Raw genomic sequence first — 25,433 nt, 5'->3', positions numbered from 1 at the left:
TTAACCCTCATGCGACAAACGCGCCGCCAGCACCCCGTCCAGATCCTGATGGATTTCACGCAGCAGCGACTCGGTTGTTTCCCAGTTGATGCAGGCATCGGTAACGGAAACGCCGTAGCGCATTTCACTGCGCGGCTGCTCGGATGACTGGTTACCCTCGTGAAGATGACTTTCCAGCATCAGACCCATAATAGAACGGTTGCCATCTTTGATCTGCGCAACGGCAGACTCAGCCACGCCGGACTGACGACGGAAGTCTTTGTTAGAATTGCCATGGCTGCAATCTATCATCAAGGACGGGCGGAGTCCCGCCTGAAGCATCTCTTTTTCACACTGGGCAACATCTTCCGGGCCGTAGTTCGGGCTCTTCCCCCCCCGCAGGATCACATGGCCATCCGGGTTACCCTGAGTCTGTAACAGGCAGACCTGGCCGCTCTGGTTGATCCCGACAAAACGGTGCGGCATTGCTGCGGCACGCATGGCATTGATCGCTGTGCCAAGGCTGCCATCGGTACCATTTTTGAAGCCCACCGGCATTGACAGGCCAGAGGCCATTTCACGGTGAGTCTGAGATTCCGTGGTCCGCGCACCAATGGCTGACCAGCTGAACAGATCGCCCAGGTATTGCGGGCTGTTCGGATCCAGTGCTTCAGTTGCCAGCGGCAGGCCCATTTCCACCAGATCCAGCAGCAGGCGACGGGCAATGTGCAGACCGGCTTCCATATCGAATGAGTTATCCATGTAAGGATCATTGATTAATCCTTTCCAGCCGACGGTGGTACGGGGCTTTTCAAAATAGACGCGCATAACGATATACAGCTGATCCTTCAACTGGTCAGAGAGAGTTTTCAGGTGACGGGCGTAATCCAGAGCGGCTTCGGTATCGTGGATGGAACAGGGGCCGCAGACTACCAGCAGGCGGTGATCTTTACCGCTGATGATGTTGGAAAGGGTCTGGCGGGAATCGGCGATCTGCGCTTCCAGAGCGGCATTCAGCGGAAACTGTTTTTTCAGCTCTTCCGGGGTGATCAGAATCTGTTCTTCAACGATATGTACGTTATTCAGCGCGTCTTTTTGCATGATAGTCATCCTGTTTATCTCGTTATGCGTAGGTCAGCCCTTAGTGAGGTGTGAATAATGTATCAGAACCGGTACAAAACTCAACCCATGCATGTACACTTTAATTACCACAATATAATTTCCGGAAAATAAAATATGAAATTACTTTCAATATCAATAAAATAAAACAACAAAACCAAGCACAATAAACTTGCCAAAATGTACAATTATATTTACACCAAAAGCGTACGGCGTAATCAGCATCCGGTTTTTTCCTGCTTAAGCAAAGATTTGCGACCGGTGTGCCCGTAGACCGGATTGAGTAGCATCACCAGCAACGAAAGCATACAGAACACCAGCAGAGCAGGAGCAGCGCCCGCCAAAGCATAAAGCTGGCCAAACAGAACGGAGCCCGCCACCTGTCCCGCCGCGAGCATCAGAAAAACCAATCCCACACCTGAAGCCGGAGCATTTTTATTAGCCGCTGCGCCGCAGACCAACAGCACGCCGGAGAGGGTAACGTAGCCAGCACGGCACAGAGCGACGACCGGAATGAACCACCACCACGGCCCCTGTATCCAGGGCAGCATGGCAAGTGGCAAAGCCATAAACAGCAACGAAATCCGGTAGACCTGTTTCATACCGATGCGGTCAGCTACCGGCCCGGTCAGCGCACCAAAGATCCCCGCCCCACCCGCGATCAGCCACAGGAGGCTGACGGATTGCGCGTCCACACCAGCTTGCTGGCGTAAAATCTGCGGACCAAAACTCCACCATGCCGCGCTGGTGCTCCCGCTGACGAAGGCAATGATCATCAGTCGCAGCATTGCCGGTCCGGGCATCCTCTTCCACCAGGTTTTTCATTCTGTCGTCGGGCAGGTAAAGCATCACCGGCAGCAGACATAACAGCGCTATTGCGCTGAAGAGAAGACAAGCCACTCGCCAGCCACCGGGCAGATAAAGCAAAACCGGCACGGACATAATAATTCCCGCGCTGGTTCCGGCATTGATAACAGTGTTCATTTGCGGCTGCTGATGCCCGGTGATCCGGCGACTGACCGCCGCAGCCAGGGAAGGAGAAGCCACGCCAGGGCTCAACCCGGCAATAAACAGCCCCACGGCAAGCATGAGGGGAGAGAACGAAAACGCCAGCATCAGCATGCCGCCAGCCGCCAAAATAGCGGCCGCAGCGGCCAGCCAGCGTGGGCCAAAACGTTCAGTGAGTACCGGTGCGCCGGTTATTGCCAGACAGTAGGCAGCAAAACTGCTGGCAGAGATCACCCCTGCCGTCCCGGTGCTGAACGGAATATCTTTCACTACGGCAGGCAACATCAGCCCCCAGGAGAATCTCGCCATCCCGTAGGTGACAGCGATCAGTGAGAAGCCGGTCAAGCCCAGTTTCAGAGAAGCTCTCATGACTTTTTACCGCTGGCTGCCAGGAGTTTTTCTGCAGCCTCTCCGGCATAAATCGCCGCCTGGGGGCCGATGACCAATGCAGAAGTAATGGCCCCTTCAAACAGCATCCACACCGCATCGGAAAGCCCTGCGGCCGGTGAGTTTCGCAGACAGGCCGCAATGTATTCACGCTGCCTGTAGCGGTAATCCAGCGCCAGCGCCGACAGCCGCCGATCTTCTTCAGCATATTCGCCCCAGGCTTTCAGGAAAAAGCATCCTGAGGAGCCATTTTTCTGCATCCACTCACCCTGGACCGCAAAAAGACGGCTGATAGCTTTTGGCTCTTCGGGTGGAAGCAGCGCGGCAAAAAAGCGGTTTTGTCGTTCAGCCAGCACCGCCTCTGTCAGCATCTCCCGCGAGGGAAAGTACCGATAAAGCGTTCTGGTAGAAACACCTGCTTCACTGCAGATCCGATCCGTACTGGTCGCATGGAATCCATTGAGATAGAACAACCGCTCTGCGGCCTTGAGGATATCTTGTTTTTTATTCATTCACTAAAAGTAAACCGATCGTTTTACTTTTGCAAAATTTCCGGTGGAATAAAATCCTTTACCCGGAGATAAATCGATTCGTAAATTTTCACCTCCGGACTTATGATGAAGATAAATAAGGACAAATAAGGAGGTCAGCCATGAAAGTGATCTACCGCCCTTTTGCCGATTCCGATGCACGGGAATTTGCCAGCGCCGTTACTGCCTCGCTGGATACGCTTAAACCGTGGTTCTTATGGGCTCATGAGGGATTTAGCGAAGAAGATGCCCGTAAATGGTTTGCTGCCACTCATATCCTGCGGGACAAAGGCGCAGCGAACGAACTGGGCCTGTTTGCGGAAGATGGCCGCTTACTGGGCGGTGCCGGGCTGCGTTACTCCAGCATCGATCACAACCACTGCTCTGTGGGTTACTGGGTACGCAGCAGTGAGCAGAGCCAGGGCATCGCCACCCAGGCCGTGCACTACCTGGTCGATCTGGCGTGGCAAAGCCCGGAAAGAGACACGGTTGAGATCCTCGCCGTGGCGGAAAATGCCGCCAGCCGCCGTGTGGCAGCCAAATGCGGCACTGATTTCATCGGCATTCAGCACGGCCTGATCGTGTCAGACAGCGGCCCGGTCAACACTGCTGTCTACCATTTCCGCAGGCCGCAGTAACGCAGACAGGCGCCGGAACTGCTGTCCGTGCTCGTCAAGATTATTCTTTGCCAGCCAGAGAGAAATAGCCTGATCGATGGCTGGCCATTCACCATCCAGAATCGAAAACCACTGCGTATCACGCGAGCGTCCCTTGCGGGTCATCATCTGCCGGAAAGTGCCTTCATAACGGAACCCAATCCTTTCAGCCGCCTTACGGGAAGGGGCATTCAGCGAATCACATTTCCATTCCAGGCGGCGATAGCCCAGCGCAAAGGCTGTCTTCAGCAGCAAATACAGCGCCTCCGTGCCAACTATGGTGCGCTTCATCAGCGGTGACCAGGTCAGGCCACCTAACTCCAGCGAGCCATTAACGGTATCGATGCGCATATAGGAGGCCAGCCCCACAGGACGATTGCGACGGGCATAAAAAATAGTGAAGGTGACCCAGTGAGCTTCTGCCGCCCGCTTATTCAACCAGCCCCGGAAAGCCTCAAGCGTTGCTGGTCTCTCCTCTGTCAGATAGGTCCAGTCGCGGCCGTCAGGTGCTGAAGCATAGGCGGCGTAGAGATCGCTGCAGTGTTTAGCCGTATCCAGAGGCTCCAGGCGGCAGTACTGCCCAGCTACCGTCTGACGCTGAGGCAATTTAGGGGGTTGCCAGTCCGGCAATGCCGGGCCGACGGGCTGGTTGTACTGATTCATTTGCTGCATCGCAATCGGTCTCCTCTGCGGGTAAAGCTCAAGCATACGAAGTGGACTTCTGCTTGCCAAGCCGCCGTGCTGAAATTTGCGCGGCCTCTCTTAATCCGGCCCGAAAGTTCGATGTTGTCAACTTGTTAAGGCTGCTGTAGCATCCTCTTTTACCTGAACAGGAAGATAAGATGAACTCCCCCCTCCGCCTTGCCCTTGTTGGTGATTATCGTTCCGATGCTGTTGCTCACCAGGCTATTCCCCCCGCTGTCGAACTTGCCGCCGCCTCCCTGAACCTTCCAATGATTGCAGAATGGCTGCCAACCGAATCCGTCACCAGTTCTGCCGTTTTAGAGAATTTTGATGCCATCTGGGGCGTGCCCGGCAGCCCTTATAAAAACGATCGTGGTGCCTTCCTGGCTATCACTTATGCCCGTGAGAATAACGTGCCGTTTCTTGGTTCGTGTGGCGGCTTCCAGTACGCAGTGGTGGAATATGCCCGTAACGTAATGGGCTGGAGCGATGCCGCTCACGCAGAGACCGACACCGAAGGGCGTATAGTGATTGCCCCGCTGAGCTGTTCACTGGTGGAGAAAACTGGTGATATCGTGATCGATCCTGACACCATTATTGCCCGCGCCTATGGCAAGCTCAGCACGCACGAAGGCTACCACTGCAATTTCGGCGTGGATCCGGATTTTATCTCTGAGCTGGCGGATTTCCCGTTGCGTATTAGCGCATGGGATGGTGAAGGAGACGTGCGCGGCATTGAACTGCCCGATCATAAATACTTTGTTGCCACGCTGTTCCAGTCCGAACGCGCTTCGCTACGTAATGAGCTGTCACCGCTGGTTGTTGAACTGCTTAAAGCCACACAGCGATAAATTGCAGGCATAAAAAAAGGGGCCAACCTTCGGTCAGCCCCTTGTTCACTATTAACTTAGGATGCTGCTTTAGCGCCCAGACGTTCTTTGATACGTGCAGACTTACCGGTACGCTCACGCAGGTAGTACAGTTTGGCCTTACGTACGGCACCACGGCGTTTAACAGCAATGCTGTCAATCACAGGTGAGTGAGTCTGGAATACACGCTCAACACCTTCGCCGTTAGAAATTTTACGAACAGTGAATGCAGAGTGCAGACCGCGGTTACGAATAGCGATAACCACGCCCTCGAATGCCTGCAGACGTTTCTTTGAACCTTCAACGACCCATACTTTCACTTCCACGGAATCACCCGGACGGAATGAAGGTACGTCCTGTTTCATCTGCTCTTGTTCGATTTGCTTGATAATGTTGCTCATAATTTAATCTCTTATCCTGGGTAAACTGATATTCAGGCACCGCGACTACTGCCCGGACTGCCCATCATCGTTATGTTGCTGGTTGAACTCCTTGCGGAATTCGGTCAGCAACTTTGCTTGCTCTTCAGTCAGAGCCAGGTTTTCCAGAAGTTCAGGTCTTCTAAGCCAGGTACGGCCCAGCGACTGTTTCAGACGCCAGCGGCGAATTTCAGCATGGTTGCCCGACAGCAGAACTGGCGGAACCTCCATCCCTTCTAACACTTCAGGTCGGGTGTAGTGCGGGCAATCCAGCAACCCATCGGAAAATGAATCTTCCTCGGCTGACGCCTGCTTCCCCAGTACGCCGGGTATAAACCGGGCGACCGAGTCAATCAGCGTCATCGCTGGCAGCTCCCCACCGCTGAGAACGTAATCGCCAATCGACCATTCTTCATCGATTTCGGTTTTGATTACGCGCTCATCAATCCCTTCATAGCGACCACACACCAGAATTAACTTCTGACTGGTCGCCAGCTCGCAAACCCCATCTTGATCGAGTTTGCGACCCTGAGGTGAAAGATAAATCACCCTGGCGCCTTCTCCTGCCGCCGCTTTTGCTGCGTGGATGGCATCCCGTAAGGGCTGAACCATCATTAGCATCCCCGGTCCGCCGCCGTAAGGACGTTCGTCCACGGTACGGTGCCGATCATGAGCAAAGTCACGAGGACTCCAGCTCTGGATGCTGAGCAGGCCATTTTTTACTGCCCGGCCAGTTACTCCGTAGTCGGTAATTGCGCTGAACATCTCAGGGAACAGGCTGATTATGCCTATCCACATCGACTGCGCCGGTGTTTTACCGCTTTGTCCGGAGCTCAAAAACCAGGATCCCAATCTACTTCAATGGTGCCGGTAGTGAGATCGACATTCTTGATAACCTGTCCATCAAGGAACGGTATCAGCCGCTCCTTCGCACCGAATGCATCCTTCAGGTTTGCCTTTATGACGAGAACGTCGTTTGAACCGGTTTCCATCAGCTCTGTGACTTTACCGAGTTCATAGCCCTGGGTGGTGACAACCTGGCAACCGATAAGGTCTTTCCAGTAATAGTCGCCGTTGTCCAGCGCGGGCAACTGCTCAGAATCCACGACAATTTCACAATTAGTCAGCAGACCGGCAGTATCACGATCGTCAATGCCTTTGACTTTGATGATCATATCCTGATTGTGGCGCTTCCAGCCTTCCAGCTCGATAAGCTGCCATTGACCCGACCGCTGGATAAACCAGGGTTGATAGTCAAAAATGCTTTCGGCATCTTCGGTGGAGGAAAACACTTTGAGCCAACCACGGATACCGTAGGCCGATCCCATCTTTCCCAAAATTAATGGGTTAGCAGGCGTCGACGCGGTGAGTTGCTTGCTCATGTTGACCACCATGACAGATTAAGCTGCTTTCTTAGCTTCTTTGATCAGCGCACCAACGCGATCAGAGAGAGTTGCGCCCTGGCCAACCCAGTGCTCAATGCGGTCCAGATCCAGACGCAGTGCTTCAGCCTGACCAGATGCGATCGGGTTGAAGAAACCAACGCGCTCGATGAAGCGACCGTTGCGAGCATTACGGCTGTCAGTGACGACTACCTGATAAAACGGACGCTTTTTAGCGCCGTGACGTGCCAAACGAATTGTTACCATAACATCCTCTTTAGTTAATAAAACAACCGGGCCCCATTGAGGGAACGGGGCCCGGATGCAATATAAAAAGCCCGAAAATTTTACTCATTTTGGCGCAAAAAGCAATCTAATTCGCCTGAGTGGTTTTCCGGCTTACTTAACGGCCCGGGAAGCCCGGCGGCATCATACCCTTCATGCCGCGCATCATCTTCGCCATACCGCCCTTCTTCATCTTCTTCATCATGCGCTGCATGTCGTCAAACTGCTTCAGCAAGCGGTTAACGTCCTGCACCTGCATACCAGAACCCGTGGCGATACGACGCTTACGGGAACCTTTGATGATCTCTGGCTTCTCCCGCTCTTTACGGGTCATGGAATTGATCATCGCTTCCATCCGCACCAGCACTTTGTCATCCATCTGCGACTTAACGTTATCCGGCAACTTCCCCATACCTGGCAGCTTACCCATCAGGCTGGCCATGCCGCCCATATTGCGCATCTGCTTCAGCTGATCCAGGAAATCGTTCAGGTCGAAACCGTCGCCCTTTTTCAGCTTGCTGGCCAGTTTCTCTGCCTGCGCGCGGTCAACCTTGCTCTCGATATCTTCGATCAGCGACAGCACGTCGCCCATGCCGAGGATACGGGAAGCGATACGGTCCGGGTAGAACGGCTCCAGGGCTTCGGTTTTTTCACCAACACCCATAAATTTAATCGGCTTGCCGGTGATATGACGGATTGAGAGCGCAGCACCGCCACGGGCATCACCATCAACTTTGGTCAGGACCACACCGGTCAGCGGCAGCGCTTCGCTAAACGCCTTCGCCGTGTTGGCGGCATCCTGGCCAGTCATGGCATCGACCACAAACAGAGTTTCTACCGGATTGATCGCGGCGTGAACCTGTTTGATCTCGTCCATCATCGCTTCGTCTACGTGCAGACGACCTGCGGTATCGACCAGCAGCACATCGTAAAACTTCAGTTTAGCCTGCTGCAGAGCGTTTTTAACGATGTCAACCGGCTTCTGGCTCAGGTCTGACGGGCAGAAATCCACCCCAACCTGTTCGGCCAGCGTTTCCAGCTGCTTGATGGCTGCGGGACGATAGACGTCAGCAGAAACAACCAGCACTTTTTTCTTGTGCTTCTCGCGCAGGAACTTACCCAGCTTACCGACGCTGGTGGTTTTACCCGCCCCCTGCAAACCAGCCATCAGCACCACGGCAGGCGGCTGGGCGTTCAGATTGAGCGTGTTGTTTTCGGCACCCATGGCGACGACCAGCTCGTTCTGCACGATTTTTACAAACTCCTGACCCGGCGTCAGGCTTTTGTTGACGTCCTGGCCCACCGCGCGCTCTTTAACGCGGGCGATAAAGTCACGCACTACCGGCAGCGCTACGTCCGCTTCCAGCAGTGCCATACGAACTTCACGCAGGGTGTCCTTAATGTTGTCTTCTGTCAGCCGTCCACGGCCGCTGATATTGCGCAGGGTTTGCGACAATCTGTCGGTTAAATTATCAAACATCGTCTCTCGCTCACGTAATGAGAGGTCGCCAGGCGACACAATGGCGCGGATTATAACATGAAGACGCTGCGATCTCAGCCATCTGAGTTGAGATCGTTTGGAGCCAGCAGCCGCTGGCGCTATACTGATTTTTTTCTTAGTCTTACCGGTAACTGACAACCTCTATGTCCGTATTTGCGATTCTGGCGCTGCTCGCCTATTCCTTCAGCCTTGCTCTGATCATTCCCAGCCTGTTGCGCAAACAAAGCGGCTGGCGGCGTCTGGCGGTGATATCGGCCACCATTGCGCTGATTTGCCACGCCATCGCGTTGGAACAGCGAATTTTTGCTATGAACAGTGGTCAGAATCTCAGCCTGCTGAACATTGGTTCGCTGGTCAGCCTGCTGATTTGCGCCATTATGACCATTGTGGCGTCACGTAATCGTGGCTGGATACTGCTGCCGATTGTTTACAGCTTCGCGTTGATCAATCTGGCGTTTGCCACCTTTGTCCCCAATGCCTTTATCACTCATCTGGAAACCACGCCGGGAATGATGGTGCATATCGGCCTGGCGCTCTTTGCCTATGCCACGCTGATCATCGCGGCTCTTTATGCCTTACAGCTGGCGTGGATTGACTATCTGCTGAAGAATAAAAAGCTGGCGTTCAGCAACGACATTCCGCCGTTGATGACCATTGAGCGCAAGATGTTCCATATTACTCAGGTGGGCGTGGTGCTGCTGACGCTGGTACTGTGCACCGGTCTGTTCTACATGCATGACCTGTTCAGCCGCGAGAATGTGGACAAAGCCGTGCTGTCGATCCTCGCCTGGTTCGTTTATATCGTTCTGCTTTGGGGTCACTATCATGAAGGCTGGCGCGGTCGCCGCGTCGCCTGGTTCAATTTTGGCGGGGCATTTTTGCTGACCATGGCCTACTTCGGTAGCCGTATGCTGCAGCATTTCCTGACCTCCTGACCCACAACCACAAGGAATTCCTTCGTTGGAACAAGTTTCAACTACCTCCCTGATTATTATTCTGGTGATCATGGTTCTGGTATCAGCCTGGTTCGCCGGTTCTGAAACCGGCATGATGACGCTGAATCGCTATAAGTTACGTCATCAGGCTAAAAACGGCAGCCGTGCCGCCCGCCGCGTCGAGAAATTGCTGCGCCGCCCCGACCGTTTACTCAGTCTGGTGCTGATCGGCAACAACCTTGTCAATATTCTCGCTTCTGCTCTGGCCACCATCGTCGGGATGCGGATTCATGGCGACGAGGGCGTGGCAATTGCCACCGGTATTCTGACCTTCTGCGTGCTGGTGTTTGCCGAAGTTCTGCCAAAAACCATCGCTGCGCTCTATCCGGAAAAAGTCGCCTTTCCGAGCAGTCTTCTGCTGGGGCCGCTGCAGGTAGTGATGATGCCGCTGGTCTGGCTGCTGAACACCATTACCCGCATCCTGATGCGCCTGGTGGGGATGAGAACCGAAGGTGCGATCAACTCTGCGCTCAGCAAAGAAGAGCTGCGCACCATCGTCTATGAATCGCGCTCGCTGATGTCCCGCCGTAACCAGGACATGCTGCTGTCAGTACTGGATCTGGAGAAAGTGAACGTTGATGACATCATGGTGCCGCGCAATGAAATAGTCGGTATCAACATTAACGATGACTGGAAGTCAATTGTTCGCCAGTTGACCCACACGCCACATGGGCGCGTGGTGCTGTATCGTGACTCTCTTGATGACGCCATCAGCATGCTGCGCGTGCGCGAAGCCTACCGCCTGATGACCGAGAAGAAAGAATTCACCAAAGAAGTGATGCTGCGCTCGGCAGACGAGATTTATTATGTGCCAGAAGGCACGCCGCTGAACGTGCAGCTGGTGAAGTTCCAGCGCAACAAGAAGAAAGTCGGACTGGTCGTTGATGAGTATGGCGATATCAAAGGTCTGGTGACCATTGAAGATATTCTTGAAGAGATCGTCGGTGACTTCACTACCTCGATGTCGCCAACGCTGGCGGAAGAAGTGGTGCCACAGAATGACGGATCGGTGCTGATTGAAGGCAGCGCCAACATTCGTGAGTTAAACAAAGCGTTTAACTGGAACCTGCCGGAAGAAGAGGCACGTACGATTAACGGGATGATTCTGGAAGCGATTGAGGACATCCCCCTGCCGGACACCACGGTGCATGTTGGCCACTACGCGGTCGATATTCTCGACGTGCAGGAAAATATGATCAAACAGGTAAGGATTACGCCGCAAAAGTCACTGAAAGAGTCGGTAGGATCGTAAAGGCAGATGGTAGAATCCGCCCCTACAGGTCAACTGCAGGGGAAGGATTTACCGTCCCGGAGGCCAGGACGGTAAAGCTGAAAACTAGATGTGCAGCTCTTTCAGCTTCTCTTTCGGCAGCGCCAGCTCGTCGTTATGGTTAACGCGAATGTCGTTGTCGATAATGTGGCGGGCGATGTCCTGCGCCTCATCTAAAGAGTGCATTTCATAGGTGCCGCACTGGTACTCATTCAGTTCCGGAATTGTGCGCTGGTCTGTGACTTTCAGCACATCCTGCATCGCCCCTTTCCATGCTTTCGCCACGCGCTGCTCGTCCGGCGTACCAATCAGGCTCATGTAGAAACCGGTACGGCAACCCATTGGGGAGATGTCGATGATTTCCACGCCTTCACCGTTCAGGTGGTTACGCATAAAGCCGGCGAACAGATGTTCCAGCGTGTGGATACCGCGTTCTGGCATCACTTCTTTGTTCGGCTTGCAGAAGCGCAGGTCGAAAACGGTAATGGTATCGCCATGAGGAGTGTTCATGGTCTTGGCTACACGTACCGCAGGAGCCGCCATGATAGTGTGATCGACGGTAAAGCTATCCAGCAATGGCATATTGTTACCTCAACTAAATGAATTTATTTTTGCAACGATGAAACTTTCTCTGTCGTCCCGGGTCTGAATTTATGAAAGACGCGCATTTTGTTATCATCATCCCTGACAACAGAGATGTTAATTTTGGCCACATTGATGTGGCCATTTTCTTTTGTGCTAGCTTCTGCTCTTCAGAAAATCCTCAAAGCTAAGCGTATCACTTTCTTCAATTTCCTGCTGGTTATCGTTTGAGCGAACGGCTTCCTGTTCAAACTGAGCGTCAGTAAGAATTTCCAGCCCCTCCTCCGCCAACTGATGACGATACTGCTCCGACAGCGCCAGGCCTGTGCCGATAATGCCGTTCTCTTTCAGCGCCATCAGGAAACGTGCTGAGTAGGTCAGATCCGGATCATCGAATGAAGCCACCAGGCGGTCACAGACTTCCTGGTAATGGCGATTGCCATGCTGGCTGTCCAGCGTTTCCGCTACGCGACGTAAATCTCCGAACAATGTTTTGCCCACTTCTTTCAGCGGGTGCTGAGCTTCGTTGCAACCCACGCCCAGCATCAGACCCGGTTTGCGTCCTTCAAGGATCACCCGGTTCCAGTTGGCACGTGTGCACAGCAGCTCTTCACTGCTCATTTCAGGTGCTTCCGCCAGCGTACACCAGATCAGGAACAGATCGAGGAAACGGACCTGATTTTCATCCACGCCAATTGGCGAGAACGGGTTGATATCCAGCGAGCGCACTTCGATGTACTCGATGCCACCACGCAGCAGAGCATCTGAAGGATTCTCACCCGCTCGCGTGACACGTTTAGGGCGAATCGGCGCATAGAGTTCATTTTCAATCTGCAGCACGTTGGTGTTGAGCTGCAGCCAGTTCCCCTGCTCATCCTTCACTCCCTTCTTCGCATACTCTTCAGAAGGGGTCTTGATCGCCGCTTTCAGCGCCTTCACATAGTCTGGCAAATTGTTGAAGGTAATACCAAGGCCGCTTTGTGACTTATTGGTATAACCTAAGTCGCTCAGGCGCAATGAAGTGGCGTAAGGCAGATAGAGCATGCCTTTATCGGTGCGTTCAAACGGCAGCGCGGTCTCTTTGCCCTGAAGGAAAGAGGAACAGATTCCCGGTGAAGCCCCGAACAGATAAGGAATGATCCAGCCAAAGCGGTAGTAATTGCGGATCAGGCGCAGATAGCCATCAGAGATAGCTTGCTGGCCACTCTTCTCGTCCTTTACATCCACCCAGGCCTGCCAGAAGGAGATCGGCAGCGAGAAGTTGTAGTGCACGCCGGAGATCACCTGCATCAGCGAGCCATAACGATTTTTCAATCCTTCGCGATACAGCGTCTTCATCTTGCCGATGTTCGAGCTGCCGTACTGTGCCAGTTCAATCTGCTGACTGTCTTCAATCAGACAGGGCATACTCATCGGCCACATCCGCTCCTCGCCAAGATCGCACGAGACGTGACGATGAATATCACGCAGGAAAGCCAGCAGATGATCGATATTGTCATCAACCGGCGTAATAAATTCGAGCAGCGTCTCCGCAAAGTCAGTGGTTATCCACTTGTGCGTTAGGGCTGAGCCAAGCGTTTCGGGGTGTCCGGTAGTGGCCAGATGGCCATCAGGTTTGACACGCAATGTTTCGCGTTCAATACCGCGACCGATACCTTTCAATGCGTCAGGATGAGCTTCCAGCCAGGAAAGCGCCTGTGATACGTCCGGGATCAAATTGACCTCCCGCTCGGGGAAAATTTATTATTGTTCAGCATAATGTTAATCGCAGCGCGAATTATTCGCGAATCAGCGCCACCACTCCATGCCCTGTAGTGTTGCGAAAGCCAGCACAACGTAGCGAAGCGTCTTGCCTGCGGCGAGAAAAAACACCGTCGGAAGCCAGGAAAAACGCAGCCAGCCGGCCAGAACACAAAGCAGATCGCCGACGACCGGCAACCAGCTAAGTAGAAGCGCGGCAGGCCTCCATCGGTGCAGCCACGCTTTTGCTGTGTTATGCCATCGCCCCTGCTCTTTCAGAGGCAGCCAGCGACCAATGATAATATTTGTCAGGCCGCCCAGAGTGTTCCCAAGTGCGGCGATAAAAATTATTCCGGGAACAGAGACTTTTCCCGCGACCAGCAGGCCTGCCAGCAGCACTTCTGAGCTGCCCGGCAACAGTGTGGCACTGAGGAAACTGCTGGCAAACATCGAACCATAACTGAGCCACTCACTCACAGCAGGCGGACATCAACGTAATCCATTCCTGCAGCCTTTGCGGCCTGGATCCCAAAATCGGCATCCTCAAACACCACACAGCGCGCCGGAGCGACCTTAATCAGTTCTGCGCAGCGTAGAAAAGTATCGGGTTCAGGTTTGTGCCGAGTGACATCATCTGCACCTACAATCGCATCAAAACAGTCGCGCAGTCCTAAATGCTGCAACAAGGCCTCTGCCATGGCGTGCTCGCTGCCGGTGCCTACCGCCATCGGACGGCGGCCTTTGAAGGCTTTCACTACGTCAATCAGCGGCAGTGGCCGGACGGTATCGAACAGCATCTCTTTCAGCGTGGCGGTTTTCTCAGCGGCCAGCGCCCAGGGATCCAGGCTGCTCTGATGGCTGGCAATAATCACTTCCGCGATGCGCCAGGTGGGAGAGCCATTCAGGCCGATCACCGTGCGCTCATCAAAATCCAGTCCATAACGGGCCAGCACTTCGTGCCAGGCTTTACGGTGCGTCGGTTCAGTATCGAGGATGGTGCCATCCATATCGAATATCAGACCGTCATAACCCTCGTACATACTCTTCTCCATCCTTGCACCAGCGAACGGATACTTTAGCGCAAAGCACTGAATTTGTCGCTGTCGCGATGGATCTGCAAATGCCTTGAATTACCTGGGGTTTTCCATTATCAGAATTTGGCGTCAGAAAAAACTCAGCCGATTTTTCTGATAAAATGTTGACATTTCTGGTTAAAAAACAATGAATTGATTAAAGAGATTATAAAGAGGTAAACAACTAAAAAAACTGTGGGGAGGTAAAAACTGTTCACTTCCGGAAATGATAATCATCCCTGGTGCTGGCTGGTACAGCGTTAAACTATGCCAGTACAATGTTGCGACCAATTCATCAAAAATATGGTGCATCCGGGAGGATTCGAACCTCCGATCGCTCGGTTCGTAGCCGAGTACTCTATCCAGCTGAGCTACGGATGCATTGGGGAAATGCCTGGTGGTGCAGACTATCTTCACTCATCCTGCTGCAGCGTAAAATAAGGATGAATGTTACTACTTAAATTGTGCCAGAACAGTGTTGCGGCCAGTCTGACAAAATATGGTGCATCCAGGAGGATTCGAACCTCCGACCGCTCGGTTCGTAGCCGAGTACTCTATCCAGCTGAGCTATGGATGCATATCAAATTCTGGCATAACGCAGGGGTGCTGACGACTCACCTTGATACAGGCTGCTAACACCGTACCGGAACTTCTTAACGGGTTACTTGTGAGAGACAAGTAATGGTGCATCCGGGAGGATTCGAACCTCCGACCGCTCGGTTCGTAGCCGAGTACTCTATCCAGCTGAGCTACGGATGCAAATGGCGGTGAGGCGGGGATTCGAACCCCGGATGCAGCTTTTGACCGCATACTCCCTTAGCAGGGGAGCGCCTTCAGCCTCTCGGCCACCTCACCATACGCACTCTTGCGAGTTGTGCTTCAGAACTTTGTTTCTGCTCATCGGCACTGCGTGGCGCACATATTACTTTCCCGCACTTATAAGTCAAACAATTTTTCCCCCTGCGTGTTTGATTGCACAATTCCCACGCAATACGGGTATTTTGACGACAAAAAGAGTGATTTATCAACAAGGATCAGGATGACTCTGAGCAATAAGAAGCCGCCCCCGAAAGTGTGCAAGGAACATAGAAATCGAGAGAAAAGAGAAATAATGCGCGGGAAGGGAGGAAAAACCGGTAGCGCCTCGCTGCAGCAGCGAGGCGCTGGATCCGTTAGTAACTCGTTTGCTGAGTTTTTTCGGCCTGGATACGCTGATAGATCTCTTCGCGATGAACCGAAACTTCTTTAGGGGCGTTCACACCGATGCGAACCTGGTTCCCTTTCACTCCCAGCACCGTTACAGTCACCTCATCACCGATCATGAGGGTTTCACCAACTCGACGAGTTAGAATAAGCATTCTTTGCTCCTTGAAAGATTAAAAGAGTCGGGTTAACTGTCGCCCGGCATTATCCATCATATAACGCTAAATGTAGACTATGACAAATACACTACAAGTGCACCATCATACCAATACATTCTGCTGATACTTAGTTTAGCCGAAATACACACCATCAACCTGACTTTGTGTTTTATTGAGACTGCACCTGAGCGGAGGACGCCGTGAAACCCTCGCCACAGCGTCCTCAGAGGTGCCTTTTTATTGTGTTACAGTTTTGTAGTAACCCACGCTTCGACGCCAGCCAGCGCACCAGGCAGCGCCTGAGCATCTGTACCACCCGCCTGAGCCATATCCGGACGACCTCCGCCCTTACCGCCAACCTGCTGGGCTAACTGCCCCACCAGCTCACCGGCCTTAACGCGATCGGTCACATCTTTGGTAACACCAGCAATCAGCGACACCTTACCTTCATCCACGGTCGCCAGCACAATAATCGCCGATTTAAGCTGATTTTTGAGATCGTCAACCATAGTACGCAGCATTTTCGGCTCAACGCCAGTCAGTTCACTGACCAGCAGTTTCACTCCCTTCACCTCTACGGCCTTACTGCTCAGCGAGGCACTCTCCTGCGCTGCGTGCTGATCTTTCAACTGCTGCAGCTCTTTTTCCAGTCCACGCACGTGATCGATCATTGCACGGACTTTTTCATTCAGGTTGCTGTTGTTGGCTTTAACCAGCTGAGCAATGTCCAGCAGCTGTTCGCTCTGCGCATACATCTGCTTCAGCGCGCCTTCACCGGTCACTGCTTCGATACGACGCACACCGGCGGCCGTACCAGACTCCGAAGTGATGCGGAACAGGCCGATATCACCGGTACGGCTGGCGTGAGTCCCGCCGCACAGTTCGGTAGAGAAGTCGCCCATGGTCAGCACGCGCACATGGTCATCATATTTCTCACCAAACAGCGCCATGGCACCCTGCGCTTTGGCTGATTCAAGTTCCATGATGTTGGTATCGACGGACAGGTTGCGACGGATCTGCGCGTTAACGATCTCTTCGACCTGACGAATTTCCTGAGGCTTCATCGCTTCAAAATGCGAGAAGTCGAAACGCAGGTACTTGTCGTTAACCAGAGAGCCTTTCTGCGCCACATGGTGACCAAGGACCTGACGCAGTGCTGCATGCAGCAGGTGAGTGGCTGAATGGTTCAGGCGGATGCGGGCGCGACGCGCTTCATCCACATGCGCCGCCAGAGGCTCGCCCACGCGCAGGTGGCCGGAAGCCAGCTTGCCAACATGGCCGATGGCCTGACCGTATTTCTGCGTGTCGTTCACGGTGAAGGTGGCATTACTGCCCTTTAACTCACCGGTATCGCCAACCTGTCCACCGGATTCACCGTAGAAAGGTGTTTCATCAAGTACGATAACCCCTTCCTGGCCTGCTGCGATTTCGTCCGCTGTCTTACCGTCGACGAAGATAGCCTTCACGACAGCAGTCAGCTCCAGCTGGTCATAACCTTTAAACGTGGAAGCCGCATCAATGCGGATCACGTTGTTGTAATCGGTACCGAATCCGCTGGCATCGCGCGCACGCTGACGCTGCTGTTCCATCGCCTGCTCAAAACCGGCTTCATCAATTTTCAGATCGCGCTCACGGCAAACGTCAGCGGTCAGGTCAACCGGGAACCCAAAGGTGTCATACAGGCGGAACACAGTTTCGCCATCCAGCGTGTCACCCTGCAGCTTTGCCAGCTCTTCATCCAGCAGAGCCAGACCGCGTTCCAGCGTTTTGGCAAACTGCTCTTCTTCGGTTTTCAGCACCTGCTCAACCTGTGACTGCTGGCTTTTAAGCTCGTCACCGGCCGCACCCATCACCTCAATCAGTGGCGCAACCAGCTTCCAGAAGAAAGTGCCCTGCGCGCCCAGCATGTTACCGTGGCGGATGGCACGACGAATGATACGGCGCAGCACGTAGCCACGGTTTTCATTCGACGGGATCACGCCATCAGACACCAGGAAAGCACAAGAACGGATATGGTCCGCGATCACCCGCAGCGATTTGCTGGTCAGATCGGTAGCACCGGTCACTTCCGCCACGGATTTGATCAGTTTCTGGAACAGATCGATTTCGTAGTTGGAGTTAACGTGCTGCAGGACCGCAGCAATTCGCTCCAGCCCCATTCCGGTATCCACCGAAGGTTTTGGCAGCGGCAGCATGGTGCCGTCAGACTGACGGTTGAACTGCATGAAGACGATGTTCCAGATCTCAATGTAGCGATCGCCATCTTCTTCCGGGCTGCCCGGCGGCCCTCCCCAGATGTGATCGCCATGGTCGAAGAAGATCTCGGTGCACGGGCCACACGGACCGGTATCGCCCATCTGCCAGAAGTTATCAGAAGCGTAGGCGCTACCTTTGTTGTCGCCGATGCGAATAATACGCTCGCGTGGTACGCCAACATCGTTCGCCCAGATTTCGAAAGCCTCATCGTCGGTCTCGTACACGGTGACCCACAGCTTGTCTTTCGGCAGGTTAAACCACTGTGCACCGGTCAGCAGCTCCCAGGCGTAGCCAATGGCTTCACGCTTGAAGTAGTCGCCGAAGCTGAAGTTACCCAGCATTTCGAAGAAGGTGTGGTGACGGGCGGTATAACCGACGTTTTCCAGATCGTTATGTTTGCCGCCTGCGCGCACGCAGCGCTGCGAGGTGGTGGCGCGGGAGTAGTTACGCTTGTCCTGGCCAAGGAAAACGTCTTTAAACTGGTTCATACCGGCGTTGGTAAACAGCAACGTCGGATCATTAGTCGGGACGAGGGAGCTACTGGCTACAACCTGATGTCCCTTGCTATGGAAAAAGTCGAGAAACGCCTGGCGAATCTCCGCAGTGCTCTTGCTCATAATTGTCCTGGAATCACGCTAACGAACGTTTCGTGGGTCTGATACGCCGGCAGGATTACCCTTTTCCCGGCAACGCACGAACAAAAAGTGGTGAATAAGATAAATTTTCTTCGGTGGGAAGTAAAACCCCAACACGGTTCAATCATCAAAATTTGAGAAAATGCTGCGAATATCCTCGGAAAAGAAGCCTTTCGTCATCAGATAGCGCTGCACTTTCGCTTTTTCCTTCCAGTCTGACGGCAGCGGCAGGCCAAACTTACGCTCTGCCACTTCGTACGCCTGGCGGGTCCAGTCTATCTCTGCACTGGCGAGCGCTTCATCCGTCAGCGCCTTGTCCACGCCCTTCTGTCCCAGCTCCATGCGGATACGCTGCGGGCCATAACCTTTACGACTGCGGCTGGCGACAAAGCGTTCAGCAAAGTGGGCATCATCCAGGTAGCGGTTTTCATAACACCAGGCCACCACCCGGTCGATCTGCTCCGGGGTGACGGTTTCCGGCTCCTGCTCTCTGGTTTTGGCATACATGGCCGCACGTTCAACTGACAGCGACAGCTTGCGGCGGAACTCAGCTTCACTGTGGTCACGCATCGCAAGGATACGCATAGCCCGGTCCAGCAGACGGGCAAACTGGCTACGTTCTGTGGCGTCTGACATCTCACTCCACGGCTTTTCAGCTTGTTTAATACGATCGGGATAAGGGTAGCGAGGAACAGGGGAAGAAACAAAAGTTGTTTTACGGCGCGTGTCCGGTTTTCAGCAACCATAAAAAAAAGAACGGGTTTAACCGTTCCTTTTATCACTCTGCAGGGCGCTGAGCGCCCTCAGCGGGAAATCAGAAGTTTTCTTCGCTGGTTTCGTCAATATCGGCTGCATCAGCCACGAAATCAGGCTTGGTATCCGGGTTAGTGAGCAGCGTGGCGCGCAGCTTCGCTTCGATCTCGCTGGCAACCGCCGGGTTTTCCTTCAGGAAGTTACCGGCGTTGGCTTTGCCCTGGCCGATTTTGTCGCCGTTGTAGCTGTACCAGGCACCGGCTTTCTCAATCAGCTTGTGCTTAACGCCCAGCTCAACCAGCTCACCGTAGATATTGATTCCTTCACCGTACATGATCTGGAACTCAGCCTGCTTGAACGGCGCGGCGATTTTGTTTTTCACCACTTTCACGCGGGTTTCGCTGCCCACCACTTCGTCACCCTCTTTAATCGCACCGATACGGCGGATATCCAGACGGACAGAAGCGTAGAACTTCAGGGCGTTACCCCCGGTGGTGGTTTCCGGGTTACCGAACATCACACCGATCTTCATACGGATCTGGTTGATAAAGATCAGCAGCGTGTTGGAGTTTTTCAGGTTACCGGCCAGCTTACGCATCGCCTGGCTCATCATACGTGCCGCCAGGCCCATATGAGAGTCACCGATTTCCCCTTCGATTTCCGCTTTCGGCGTCAGGGCCGCTACGGAGTCAACGATGATCACGTCAACAGCGCCGGAGCGTGCCAGCGCATCACAGATTTCCAGCGCCTGCTCACCGGTATCAGGCTGAGAACAGAGCAGATTATCGATATCCACACCGAGCTTTTTCGCGTAGATCGGGTCCAGCGCGTGCTCTGCATCGATAAACGCACAGGTTTTACCTTTACGCTGAGCAGCCGCGATAACCTGCAGGGTCAGCGTAGTTTTACCGGAAGATTCCGGGCCATAGATTTCGACGATACGGCCCATTGGCAGACCGCCCGCGCCCAGCGCAATATCCAGTGACAGGGAACCGGTAGAGATGGTTTCCACGTCCATGGTGCGGTCTTCACCCAGGCGCATGATGGAGCCTTTACCAAATTGCTTTTCAATCTGGCCCAGCGCTGCTGCCAGTGCTTTTTGCTTGTTTTCGTCAATAGCCATTTCAACTCCTGATTACGCGGGTAAAGCACACATACGCGGCTTTGCATAAATTCAATATGGCAGTGATTATACTGTATGGTCATACAGTATCAAGTTTAATTTTTAAGAAAATGATCGCGCAGCGTCAGCAGCACCCAGGCCGTTGCCTGACGACGAACCGCTTCCCGGTCACCGGAAAAAACCTTGCGCTGCGCCAGCGTTTCACGGCTTTCTGCCGCAAAACCAAACCAGACGGTGCCGACCGGTTTTTCCACCGAGCCACCATCCGGCCCGGCAATCCCGCTGACGGAAAGGGCAAAGGTAGCTCCGGCTTCTGCACGTGAACCTTCAGCCATTTCCTTCACCACCTGCTCACTCACCGCACCATAACTTTCCAGCGAAGCCGCCGTCACACCAACCATCTCCTGCTTGGCCTGATTGCTGTAGGTGACAAATCCCCGTTCGAACCACTGAGAGCTTCCCGCAATATCGGTGAGAATCTTGGCAATCCAGCCGCCGGTACAGGACTCGGCAGTGGTCACTGTAGCCCTGCGCTTGAGTAATAACTGCCCCACTTCGTGGCTCAGCTGCGATAACTCATTATCCGTCATGATGACGCCTCACTTCCCTTATGGATGAAAGTGCAAGGTTAGCATTTTTTGGGCGGCGCTTTTATTGATAGGAAAAAGTAATGCTGGCAACCGCGTCCGCCGTACCTGGCGTGATGTCGCCGGTACGGATATAGCGGCTCTGAAACGGCAAAGTCAGCGTTTCTGCCTGTGAGGTACTTTGAATAAAGAACTGGCCGACAGTCGAATTCAGAGAACTGTCAGGCCCCAGAGACAATGGGCCGGTGTTGTTATAGAAAAATTGCACACCCACACCCGTTGCCGTGGAATCAGGCGTCAGTGAAACCGTATCCGTAATATTGGTTGGGTCGGTCTGGTCGGTGACCACCGCATGCAGTGCAATGTTGGCATCACAGTTCAGGTTAACGGAGAAATTTTTCAGCGCTGAGGTGCTGTTAACCGCATTAAATGACCGCACATCCAGGCTTCCCATATCGACCGGCACACTGGGAGTATTGATGGTACAGCCCGTGGCATTAACATTAATGGAAGTCGGGCTGATGATCACTTTGGCCGTGGCCACTTCATTATTATATGCGGTTAATATAGCGGCATTAATCGTCGGCGTGATAAAGGTGCCGCTGGCAAGAGGCTGCCCGGTTTTCACGAAGGTGACCTTGGCAGACCATCCCAGTTCAGTTGCGGTATCATTTGTTCCTTCGGCGGGATAGGTCTGGGTAATACCACTCTGCAGCGGAACATAAGTCGTACCGTTGGTATCTTTCAGGCCCAGAATAAATCCTACGCCAGGCACACCCGTTTCAAATACTGCGTAGCTCACACCCTCCACCACCACCGTCTGACCAGAGGGCACAAGACCACTGTCAGGCTCCATCGTCCCCTGGGAGCACCAATAGACCCAACCGCACCAGAAAACCTGGGTAACCGTTGCTGTGGCACTCCAGTTTCCGCCAATAATGCTGCCGCCGGTGACGGAGTCCGCTGGACCGGAATAGCTCATCTCTGCGGGTGACAGAGTGATATCCGAGACCCAGTCCAGTGCGAAGGCAGGACGAAGACAAACCAGTCCGGCGAGCATAAATACCACGCCGTATTTCACAAAACTTCTCATTTAAAACTCCCCCAGTGCCGTAAGAAAGGCAATCCGTGCAACATCAAAGGTATTCAACCGTATAAGTTGCTCTTGCTGTCACATCACCCGGCGTGACGGGTAGCTGTGTCGCGACCATCCGCGCATAAAAAAGCATATCCACGCTGTTTTCCCCGGTCAGGCTGTAAGCGTCAGTGGCAGTGTTAAGCGGAATAATAGTGTTGCTGCTATCAAGCAGAGAAATAGCCACGCCGGTCGCGCCACCCTCATCCGTTTTTAAATAACGGCTGTCGTGGTCATCCACTTCACCACTGAATGTGACCTGTGCGCCTTTAAACGTCGGTCCACACTCTTCAAGTCTGATGGTAAAAGGCGTTTTAATCTGGCTGACGGCACCCACCGCTAAAAACTGGCGGAGGGAGATATTTCCCAGATGAACATTGATATTTTCTGAGTCGGTTGAGAGCGTGCAGGTATTGCCATACAGCACGCCTGTAACCTGAATATAAACGTCATAGGCTGATGCAAATTGCGGCCAGCTGCCGACCAGCAGTAACGGTAATAACAGACGGATTATCGATTTCACTGACACACCAGTCCTTGTGTATAAATATTGGTATCCGGGTTATAACTCCCGGCCTCAAGATGATAACGGGCCACACATCGCTGCTTAGCTTCCCGCCCCCACTGCGCAATCAGCACGCCATTTTCCGGTAATCCGGAAAGCCAGAGTGCACCCGCATCGCCCACTATCCCGGTAGAGTTTTCGCTATTTTTAAGGGTGACGGTGGTGCCAAAAGGCAGCCAGGAACCCTCTTTACTGATAGTAAAGATGGCCCTGTAACCAATCCGCGTCGCCAGCGTTGCGCGCGCCATAGCTCCCCCGTTGGGGATTTTGCTGACGATGGACTGCGGGATCTCAATATTCTCTCCGAGGGTTTTCACATCAAGATCAACACGGTTTTCACGATACGGAGAGGCGTAAGGGATCACGGCATAACCCCGGGAATCGGTATAAATCCCTTTCTGATTGCCGACTTTGATATTGGCAGCACCGGGAGCCTTCACCAGGATATTGGTATTGCCCAGCGGCTGGCTGAAAGTAATGCCATCTTCGTGCAGGACAATACCGCCATTGACGCCATAGTTGTAATAACGGCTGTCCGGTGTGTAGCTGTATCCGGCATTATAAATCCCGTTTCTGCCCTGATACTGCATCGACATATCCGCCCCGCTCTGGCTGTTGCTGCGGGCGCTGTAACGCGCGTTAAGGCTGTAATTTAAATTATCATGCTCCGGCATATAGCCGCTGATCCCGGTGGAATGAGTGGTGCCATTGCGGGCGCTGTTGGTCATCGAATATCTGGCCCGCGAACCTGGCAGCAATTTGTCCAGCGGGACAGAAGCCGAGAATGCCACCGTATTGTCACTTTTGTCGGACCAGAGTGTCTGGCTGTGCTGCCACGCCAGGCCGAGTGAGATAGCTTTCCAGCTGGTGTTGTAAGCCACCTGCACGCTGTTGTTGGTTTTGGCGGAATTCCAGTAGCGCTGCTGATCCAGAGAGAGGGAAACCGAGCCATATCCGTCAATGCGCTGTGACAGCAGCAGCTGGTTGTGCATTTTGCGCGAGTAATTCAGGTTGTAGTAGCTGCTGGTATCAACAACTGGCTGGCCGTGCTCATCCAGTGAAATCGTGCTTTCGCCACCTTTCATCCGTTTATAAGCGGTATCGCTCAGGGTATAAAAACCTTTGGTGGTGTATTGCCATGAATAGAAATTAAGGGTTGTTCCCGCAGTGTTTAGCACCTTGCTGTAACGAAAACGCACTGAATCACCACTGTGGCTGCTGTTGTCCGCCAGCGTACTGTTGGCATGGATAGCATCGACAGAGAAGGCACCATACGCGCCGAGGTTCTGGCCGACACCTGCCGCAAAAGCACGATAGTGGTCTGAAAACTGCACTCCACCATAGAACGTCAGCCCGTAGCGCCAGCCATAGAAAAAATCGTTCTGCGTGAATGCCGGGGAGGATTGCTGATCGTTATTGCGGAATTTTCCCGCACTGAGGGAATATTTTAACTGTCCCTGCCGGACCAGATTTGGCACGCTGGCAAAAGGCACCACATAGTGAGTGACCTGACCGTTGCTTTCCTCGATTGAAACGTCGAGATCGCCCCCTGAAGAGGTCGGGTAAAGATCGTTAATAACGAATTCACCAGGCGTGACGCTGGTCTGATAGATCACATTGCCGTTCTGGCGAATACGCACCGTCGCGTTAGTCCGGGCAATGCCTCTGACCTCCGGTGCGTAACCACGGATGCTGTTTGGCAGCATATTGTCATCTGACGCCAGCAGCACGCCCCGGACTCCCGCACTGTCAAAAATGGCGGAAGAAGTATAAGTTTCGCCCAGGGTAACCTGAGCTTTTAACGGCACAATATCCCGTTGCACAGTGGTGCTGATGTGCGCCCATTCACCGCCCTGGCTGCTGGTATAATTCCAGTTGGAAGTGTCCCTGACCCGCCATGCGCCAAGATTGATGCCACTGTTCAGCCCGAGGAAATAGTTGGTCCGCTGCCAGCGGCTGTCGCCCAGGTAATCACTTTGCGAGCCGTTAGCGTTATAGCTGACAAAAGCCGTAGTAATCCCCTGCTCCCAGCTTGTCGGGCTGATAAATCCTCTGGGCCTGTTTTGCATCAGTACCTGAGGAACAGTCAGCCTGAGGGCCATTTTTCCGGCATCGAAATCGCTTTGAATATCATGCCCCCGAAAAAGATCGGTTAATGGCATGCAGCCATCCTGCGGCGATAATTTCACGGCATGACGACGATCCAGCCCCAGCTCATCCATCTCTTCGCCAGTGAAGCAGGGAAGCAGCTGTGGAGTCCCGTTATCCATTCCGGCAATAAACGTCACTTCCTTTTCGGCGATAAATTCACCGTTGACGAAAACAGCCGTGCGGTATTTTCCGGCAGGAATATCACCTCCTTTTTCCAGCCAGGATAAATCAGCCACGTCGCCATCTTTCCCGCCCAGGAAAAGAGGATTGAACTGGTATTTATCCTGAGCAGCAGCCTGGTGAATGACCAGTAAAAGCGCGCATGCCACCGCATTTTTTTGGAATGAAAAGGAGGAATTCATAATAGTATTAGCCTGCAACCCATTAG

Annotated in this window: 25 protein-coding genes, 4 tRNA genes and 1 pseudogene; 4 read left to right on the top strand and 26 right to left on the bottom strand. The window is 53.4% G+C overall.

The genetic code is table 11. From position 1 onward, the window contains the following. The 4 genes and pseudogenes from AC3Y5R_RS21330 to AC3Y5R_RS21315 all read right to left on the bottom strand — a co-directional run bounded on the left by AC3Y5R_RS21330 (window position 1) and on the right by AC3Y5R_RS21315 (window position 3,005). Window positions 1-1,080: a 3-deoxy-7-phosphoheptulonate synthase gene (locus AC3Y5R_RS21330; protein ID WP_158784114.1), complete on the bottom strand. Its 1,080-nt coding sequence runs from the start codon at window positions 1,078-1,080 to the stop codon at window positions 1-3. A 236-nt stretch (window positions 1,081-1,316) separates the two neighbouring features. Then, window positions 1,317-1,874: an MFS transporter gene (locus AC3Y5R_RS21325; protein WP_489923006.1), complete on the bottom strand. Its 558-nt coding sequence runs from the start codon at window positions 1,872-1,874 to the stop codon at window positions 1,317-1,319. After that, window positions 1,867-2,391 (bottom strand): annotated as a pseudogene (locus tag AC3Y5R_RS21320) (MFS transporter); the annotation flags it as partial. The gene AC3Y5R_RS21325 and the pseudogene AC3Y5R_RS21320, both read right to left, overlap by 8 nt. Before the next feature lie 80 nt (window positions 2,392-2,471). Next, the gene (locus AC3Y5R_RS21315; protein ID WP_489922996.1) at window positions 2,472-3,005 is read right to left on the bottom strand and encodes a TetR/AcrR family transcriptional regulator; all 534 of its coding nucleotides are present in this window, start codon (window positions 3,003-3,005) and stop codon (window positions 2,472-2,474) included. A 140-nt stretch (window positions 3,006-3,145) separates the two neighbouring features. Between AC3Y5R_RS21315 and AC3Y5R_RS21310 the strand changes: the two genes are divergently transcribed. Next, window positions 3,146-3,661: a GNAT family N-acetyltransferase gene (locus tag AC3Y5R_RS21310; protein WP_489922995.1), complete on the top strand. Its 516-nt coding sequence runs from the start codon at window positions 3,146-3,148 to the stop codon at window positions 3,659-3,661. Here AC3Y5R_RS21310 and AC3Y5R_RS21305 read toward each other — a convergent pair. Next, window positions 3,608-4,351, bottom strand: coding sequence for a GNAT family N-acetyltransferase (locus AC3Y5R_RS21305; protein WP_489922994.1), 744 nt, complete (start codon window positions 4,349-4,351; stop codon window positions 3,608-3,610). The two genes, AC3Y5R_RS21310 and AC3Y5R_RS21305, sit on opposite strands and share 54 nt — an antisense overlap. Before the next feature lie 170 nt (window positions 4,352-4,521). Between AC3Y5R_RS21305 and AC3Y5R_RS21300 the strand changes: the two genes are divergently transcribed. Beyond that, complete coding sequence (locus AC3Y5R_RS21300) at window positions 4,522-5,214, top strand: CTP synthase C-terminal region-related (seleno)protein (protein WP_489922993.1); 693 nt, start codon at window positions 4,522-4,524, stop codon at window positions 5,212-5,214. Between the two features lie 56 nt (window positions 5,215-5,270). Here the strand turns inward: AC3Y5R_RS21300 and rplS are convergent, their stop codons facing one another. The 5 genes from rplS to ffh all read right to left on the bottom strand — a co-directional run bounded on the left by rplS (window position 5,271) and on the right by ffh (window position 8,798). Then, window positions 5,271-5,633: a 50S ribosomal protein L19 gene (rplS, locus tag AC3Y5R_RS21295; RefSeq protein ID WP_024965502.1), complete on the bottom strand. Its 363-nt coding sequence runs from the start codon at window positions 5,631-5,633 to the stop codon at window positions 5,271-5,273. Window positions 5,634-5,678: 45 nt separating this feature from the next. Continuing rightward, entirely contained in the window at window positions 5,679-6,449 is a 771-nt protein-coding gene (gene trmD, locus AC3Y5R_RS21290; protein ID WP_489922992.1) for a tRNA (guanosine(37)-N1)-methyltransferase TrmD, read from the bottom strand. Between the two features lie 35 nt (window positions 6,450-6,484). Next, window positions 6,485-7,033, bottom strand: a complete 549-nt coding sequence (rimM, locus tag AC3Y5R_RS21285) for a ribosome maturation factor RimM (protein ID WP_489922991.1) — start codon at window positions 7,031-7,033, stop codon at window positions 6,485-6,487. 18 nt (window positions 7,034-7,051) lie between these two features. Continuing rightward, window positions 7,052-7,300 carry a 30S ribosomal protein S16 gene (rpsP, locus tag AC3Y5R_RS21280; RefSeq protein ID WP_124234201.1) on the bottom strand — a complete coding sequence of 83 codons (249 nt, stop codon included), beginning with the start codon at window positions 7,298-7,300 and terminating at the stop codon, window positions 7,052-7,054. A 136-nt stretch (window positions 7,301-7,436) separates the two neighbouring features. Continuing rightward, a complete protein-coding gene (gene ffh / locus AC3Y5R_RS21275) occupies window positions 7,437-8,798 on the bottom strand; it encodes a signal recognition particle protein (RefSeq protein ID WP_489922990.1) in 1,362 nt (453 codons plus the stop codon). 164 nt (window positions 8,799-8,962) lie between these two features. Here ffh and AC3Y5R_RS21270 point away from each other — a divergent pair, with 164 nt between their 5' ends. Together AC3Y5R_RS21270 and AC3Y5R_RS21265 are read left to right on the top strand one after the other, a co-directional pair. Further along, entirely contained in the window at window positions 8,963-9,754 is a 792-nt protein-coding gene (locus tag AC3Y5R_RS21270; protein WP_489922989.1) for a cytochrome C assembly family protein, read from the top strand. Between the two features lie 25 nt (window positions 9,755-9,779). After that, the gene (locus AC3Y5R_RS21265; protein ID WP_158784105.1) at window positions 9,780-11,066 is read left to right on the top strand and encodes an HlyC/CorC family transporter; all 1,287 of its coding nucleotides are present in this window, start codon (window positions 9,780-9,782) and stop codon (window positions 11,064-11,066) included. An 84-nt stretch (window positions 11,067-11,150) separates the two neighbouring features. Here the strand turns inward: AC3Y5R_RS21265 and luxS are convergent, their stop codons facing one another. The 16 genes from luxS to AC3Y5R_RS21185 all read right to left on the bottom strand — a co-directional run bounded on the left by luxS (window position 11,151) and on the right by AC3Y5R_RS21185 (window position 25,374). Beyond that, window positions 11,151-11,666, bottom strand: coding sequence for an S-ribosylhomocysteine lyase (gene luxS / locus AC3Y5R_RS21260; protein ID WP_158784104.1), 516 nt, complete (start codon window positions 11,664-11,666; stop codon window positions 11,151-11,153). Window positions 11,667-11,822: 156 nt separating this feature from the next. After that, window positions 11,823-13,382 carry a glutamate--cysteine ligase gene (gshA, locus tag AC3Y5R_RS21255; protein ID WP_489922988.1) on the bottom strand — a complete coding sequence of 520 codons (1,560 nt, stop codon included), beginning with the start codon at window positions 13,380-13,382 and terminating at the stop codon, window positions 11,823-11,825. A 72-nt stretch (window positions 13,383-13,454) separates the two neighbouring features. Then, entirely contained in the window at window positions 13,455-13,883 is a 429-nt protein-coding gene (locus AC3Y5R_RS21250) for a YqaA family protein (protein ID WP_489922987.1), read from the bottom strand. Then, window positions 13,880-14,446, bottom strand: coding sequence for a fructose-1-phosphate/6-phosphogluconate phosphatase (gene yqaB / locus AC3Y5R_RS21245; RefSeq protein WP_489922986.1), 567 nt, complete (start codon window positions 14,444-14,446; stop codon window positions 13,880-13,882). The genes AC3Y5R_RS21250 and yqaB overlap by 4 nt, the downstream gene beginning before the upstream one ends. Before the next feature lie 337 nt (window positions 14,447-14,783). Next, window positions 14,784-14,860, bottom strand: a tRNA-Arg gene (locus AC3Y5R_RS21240). A gap of 119 nt (window positions 14,861-14,979) precedes the next feature. Continuing rightward, window positions 14,980-15,056: transfer RNA gene (locus AC3Y5R_RS21235), tRNA-Arg, on the bottom strand. A gap of 105 nt (window positions 15,057-15,161) precedes the next feature. After that, window positions 15,162-15,238: transfer RNA gene (locus AC3Y5R_RS21230), tRNA-Arg, on the bottom strand. A 3-nt stretch (window positions 15,239-15,241) separates the two neighbouring features. Next, a tRNA-Ser gene (locus AC3Y5R_RS21225) sits at window positions 15,242-15,334 on the bottom strand. 317 nt (window positions 15,335-15,651) lie between these two features. Continuing rightward, on the bottom strand, window positions 15,652-15,837 hold the full coding sequence (gene csrA, locus AC3Y5R_RS21220) for a carbon storage regulator CsrA (RefSeq protein WP_004155916.1): 186 nt from the start codon (window positions 15,835-15,837) through the stop codon (window positions 15,652-15,654). A 248-nt stretch (window positions 15,838-16,085) separates the two neighbouring features. After that, entirely contained in the window at window positions 16,086-18,713 is a 2,628-nt protein-coding gene (gene alaS, locus AC3Y5R_RS21215; RefSeq protein WP_489922985.1) for an alanine--tRNA ligase, read from the bottom strand. A 138-nt stretch (window positions 18,714-18,851) separates the two neighbouring features. Next, window positions 18,852-19,367: a regulatory protein RecX gene (locus AC3Y5R_RS21210; RefSeq protein WP_489922984.1), complete on the bottom strand. Its 516-nt coding sequence runs from the start codon at window positions 19,365-19,367 to the stop codon at window positions 18,852-18,854. Between the two features lie 178 nt (window positions 19,368-19,545). Beyond that, entirely contained in the window at window positions 19,546-20,607 is a 1,062-nt protein-coding gene (gene recA / locus AC3Y5R_RS21205) for a recombinase RecA (RefSeq protein WP_489922983.1), read from the bottom strand. Between the two features lie 95 nt (window positions 20,608-20,702). Beyond that, window positions 20,703-21,197 (bottom strand): nicotinamide-nucleotide amidase, encoded by a 495-nt coding sequence (gene pncC, locus AC3Y5R_RS21200; protein ID WP_489922982.1) that lies wholly within the window; start codon window positions 21,195-21,197, stop codon window positions 20,703-20,705. A 61-nt stretch (window positions 21,198-21,258) separates the two neighbouring features. Then, window positions 21,259-22,254: a fimbrial protein gene (locus tag AC3Y5R_RS21195; RefSeq protein WP_489923005.1), complete on the bottom strand. Its 996-nt coding sequence runs from the start codon at window positions 22,252-22,254 to the stop codon at window positions 21,259-21,261. Window positions 22,255-22,330: 76 nt separating this feature from the next. Then, window positions 22,331-22,852 carry a fimbrial protein gene (locus tag AC3Y5R_RS21190; protein WP_489922981.1) on the bottom strand — a complete coding sequence of 174 codons (522 nt, stop codon included), beginning with the start codon at window positions 22,850-22,852 and terminating at the stop codon, window positions 22,331-22,333. Then, window positions 22,849-25,374 carry a fimbria/pilus outer membrane usher protein gene (locus AC3Y5R_RS21185; RefSeq protein ID WP_489922980.1) on the bottom strand — a complete coding sequence of 842 codons (2,526 nt, stop codon included), beginning with the start codon at window positions 25,372-25,374 and terminating at the stop codon, window positions 22,849-22,851. The genes AC3Y5R_RS21190 and AC3Y5R_RS21185 overlap by 4 nt, the downstream gene beginning before the upstream one ends. Window positions 25,375-25,433 lie beyond the last annotated feature (59 nt).

Source organism: Erwinia sp. 009765445 (genome assembly GCF_058137865.1).
Note: the sequence above shows the minus strand (reverse complement) of the source record. Positions and strands in the feature narration are given on the sequence as shown.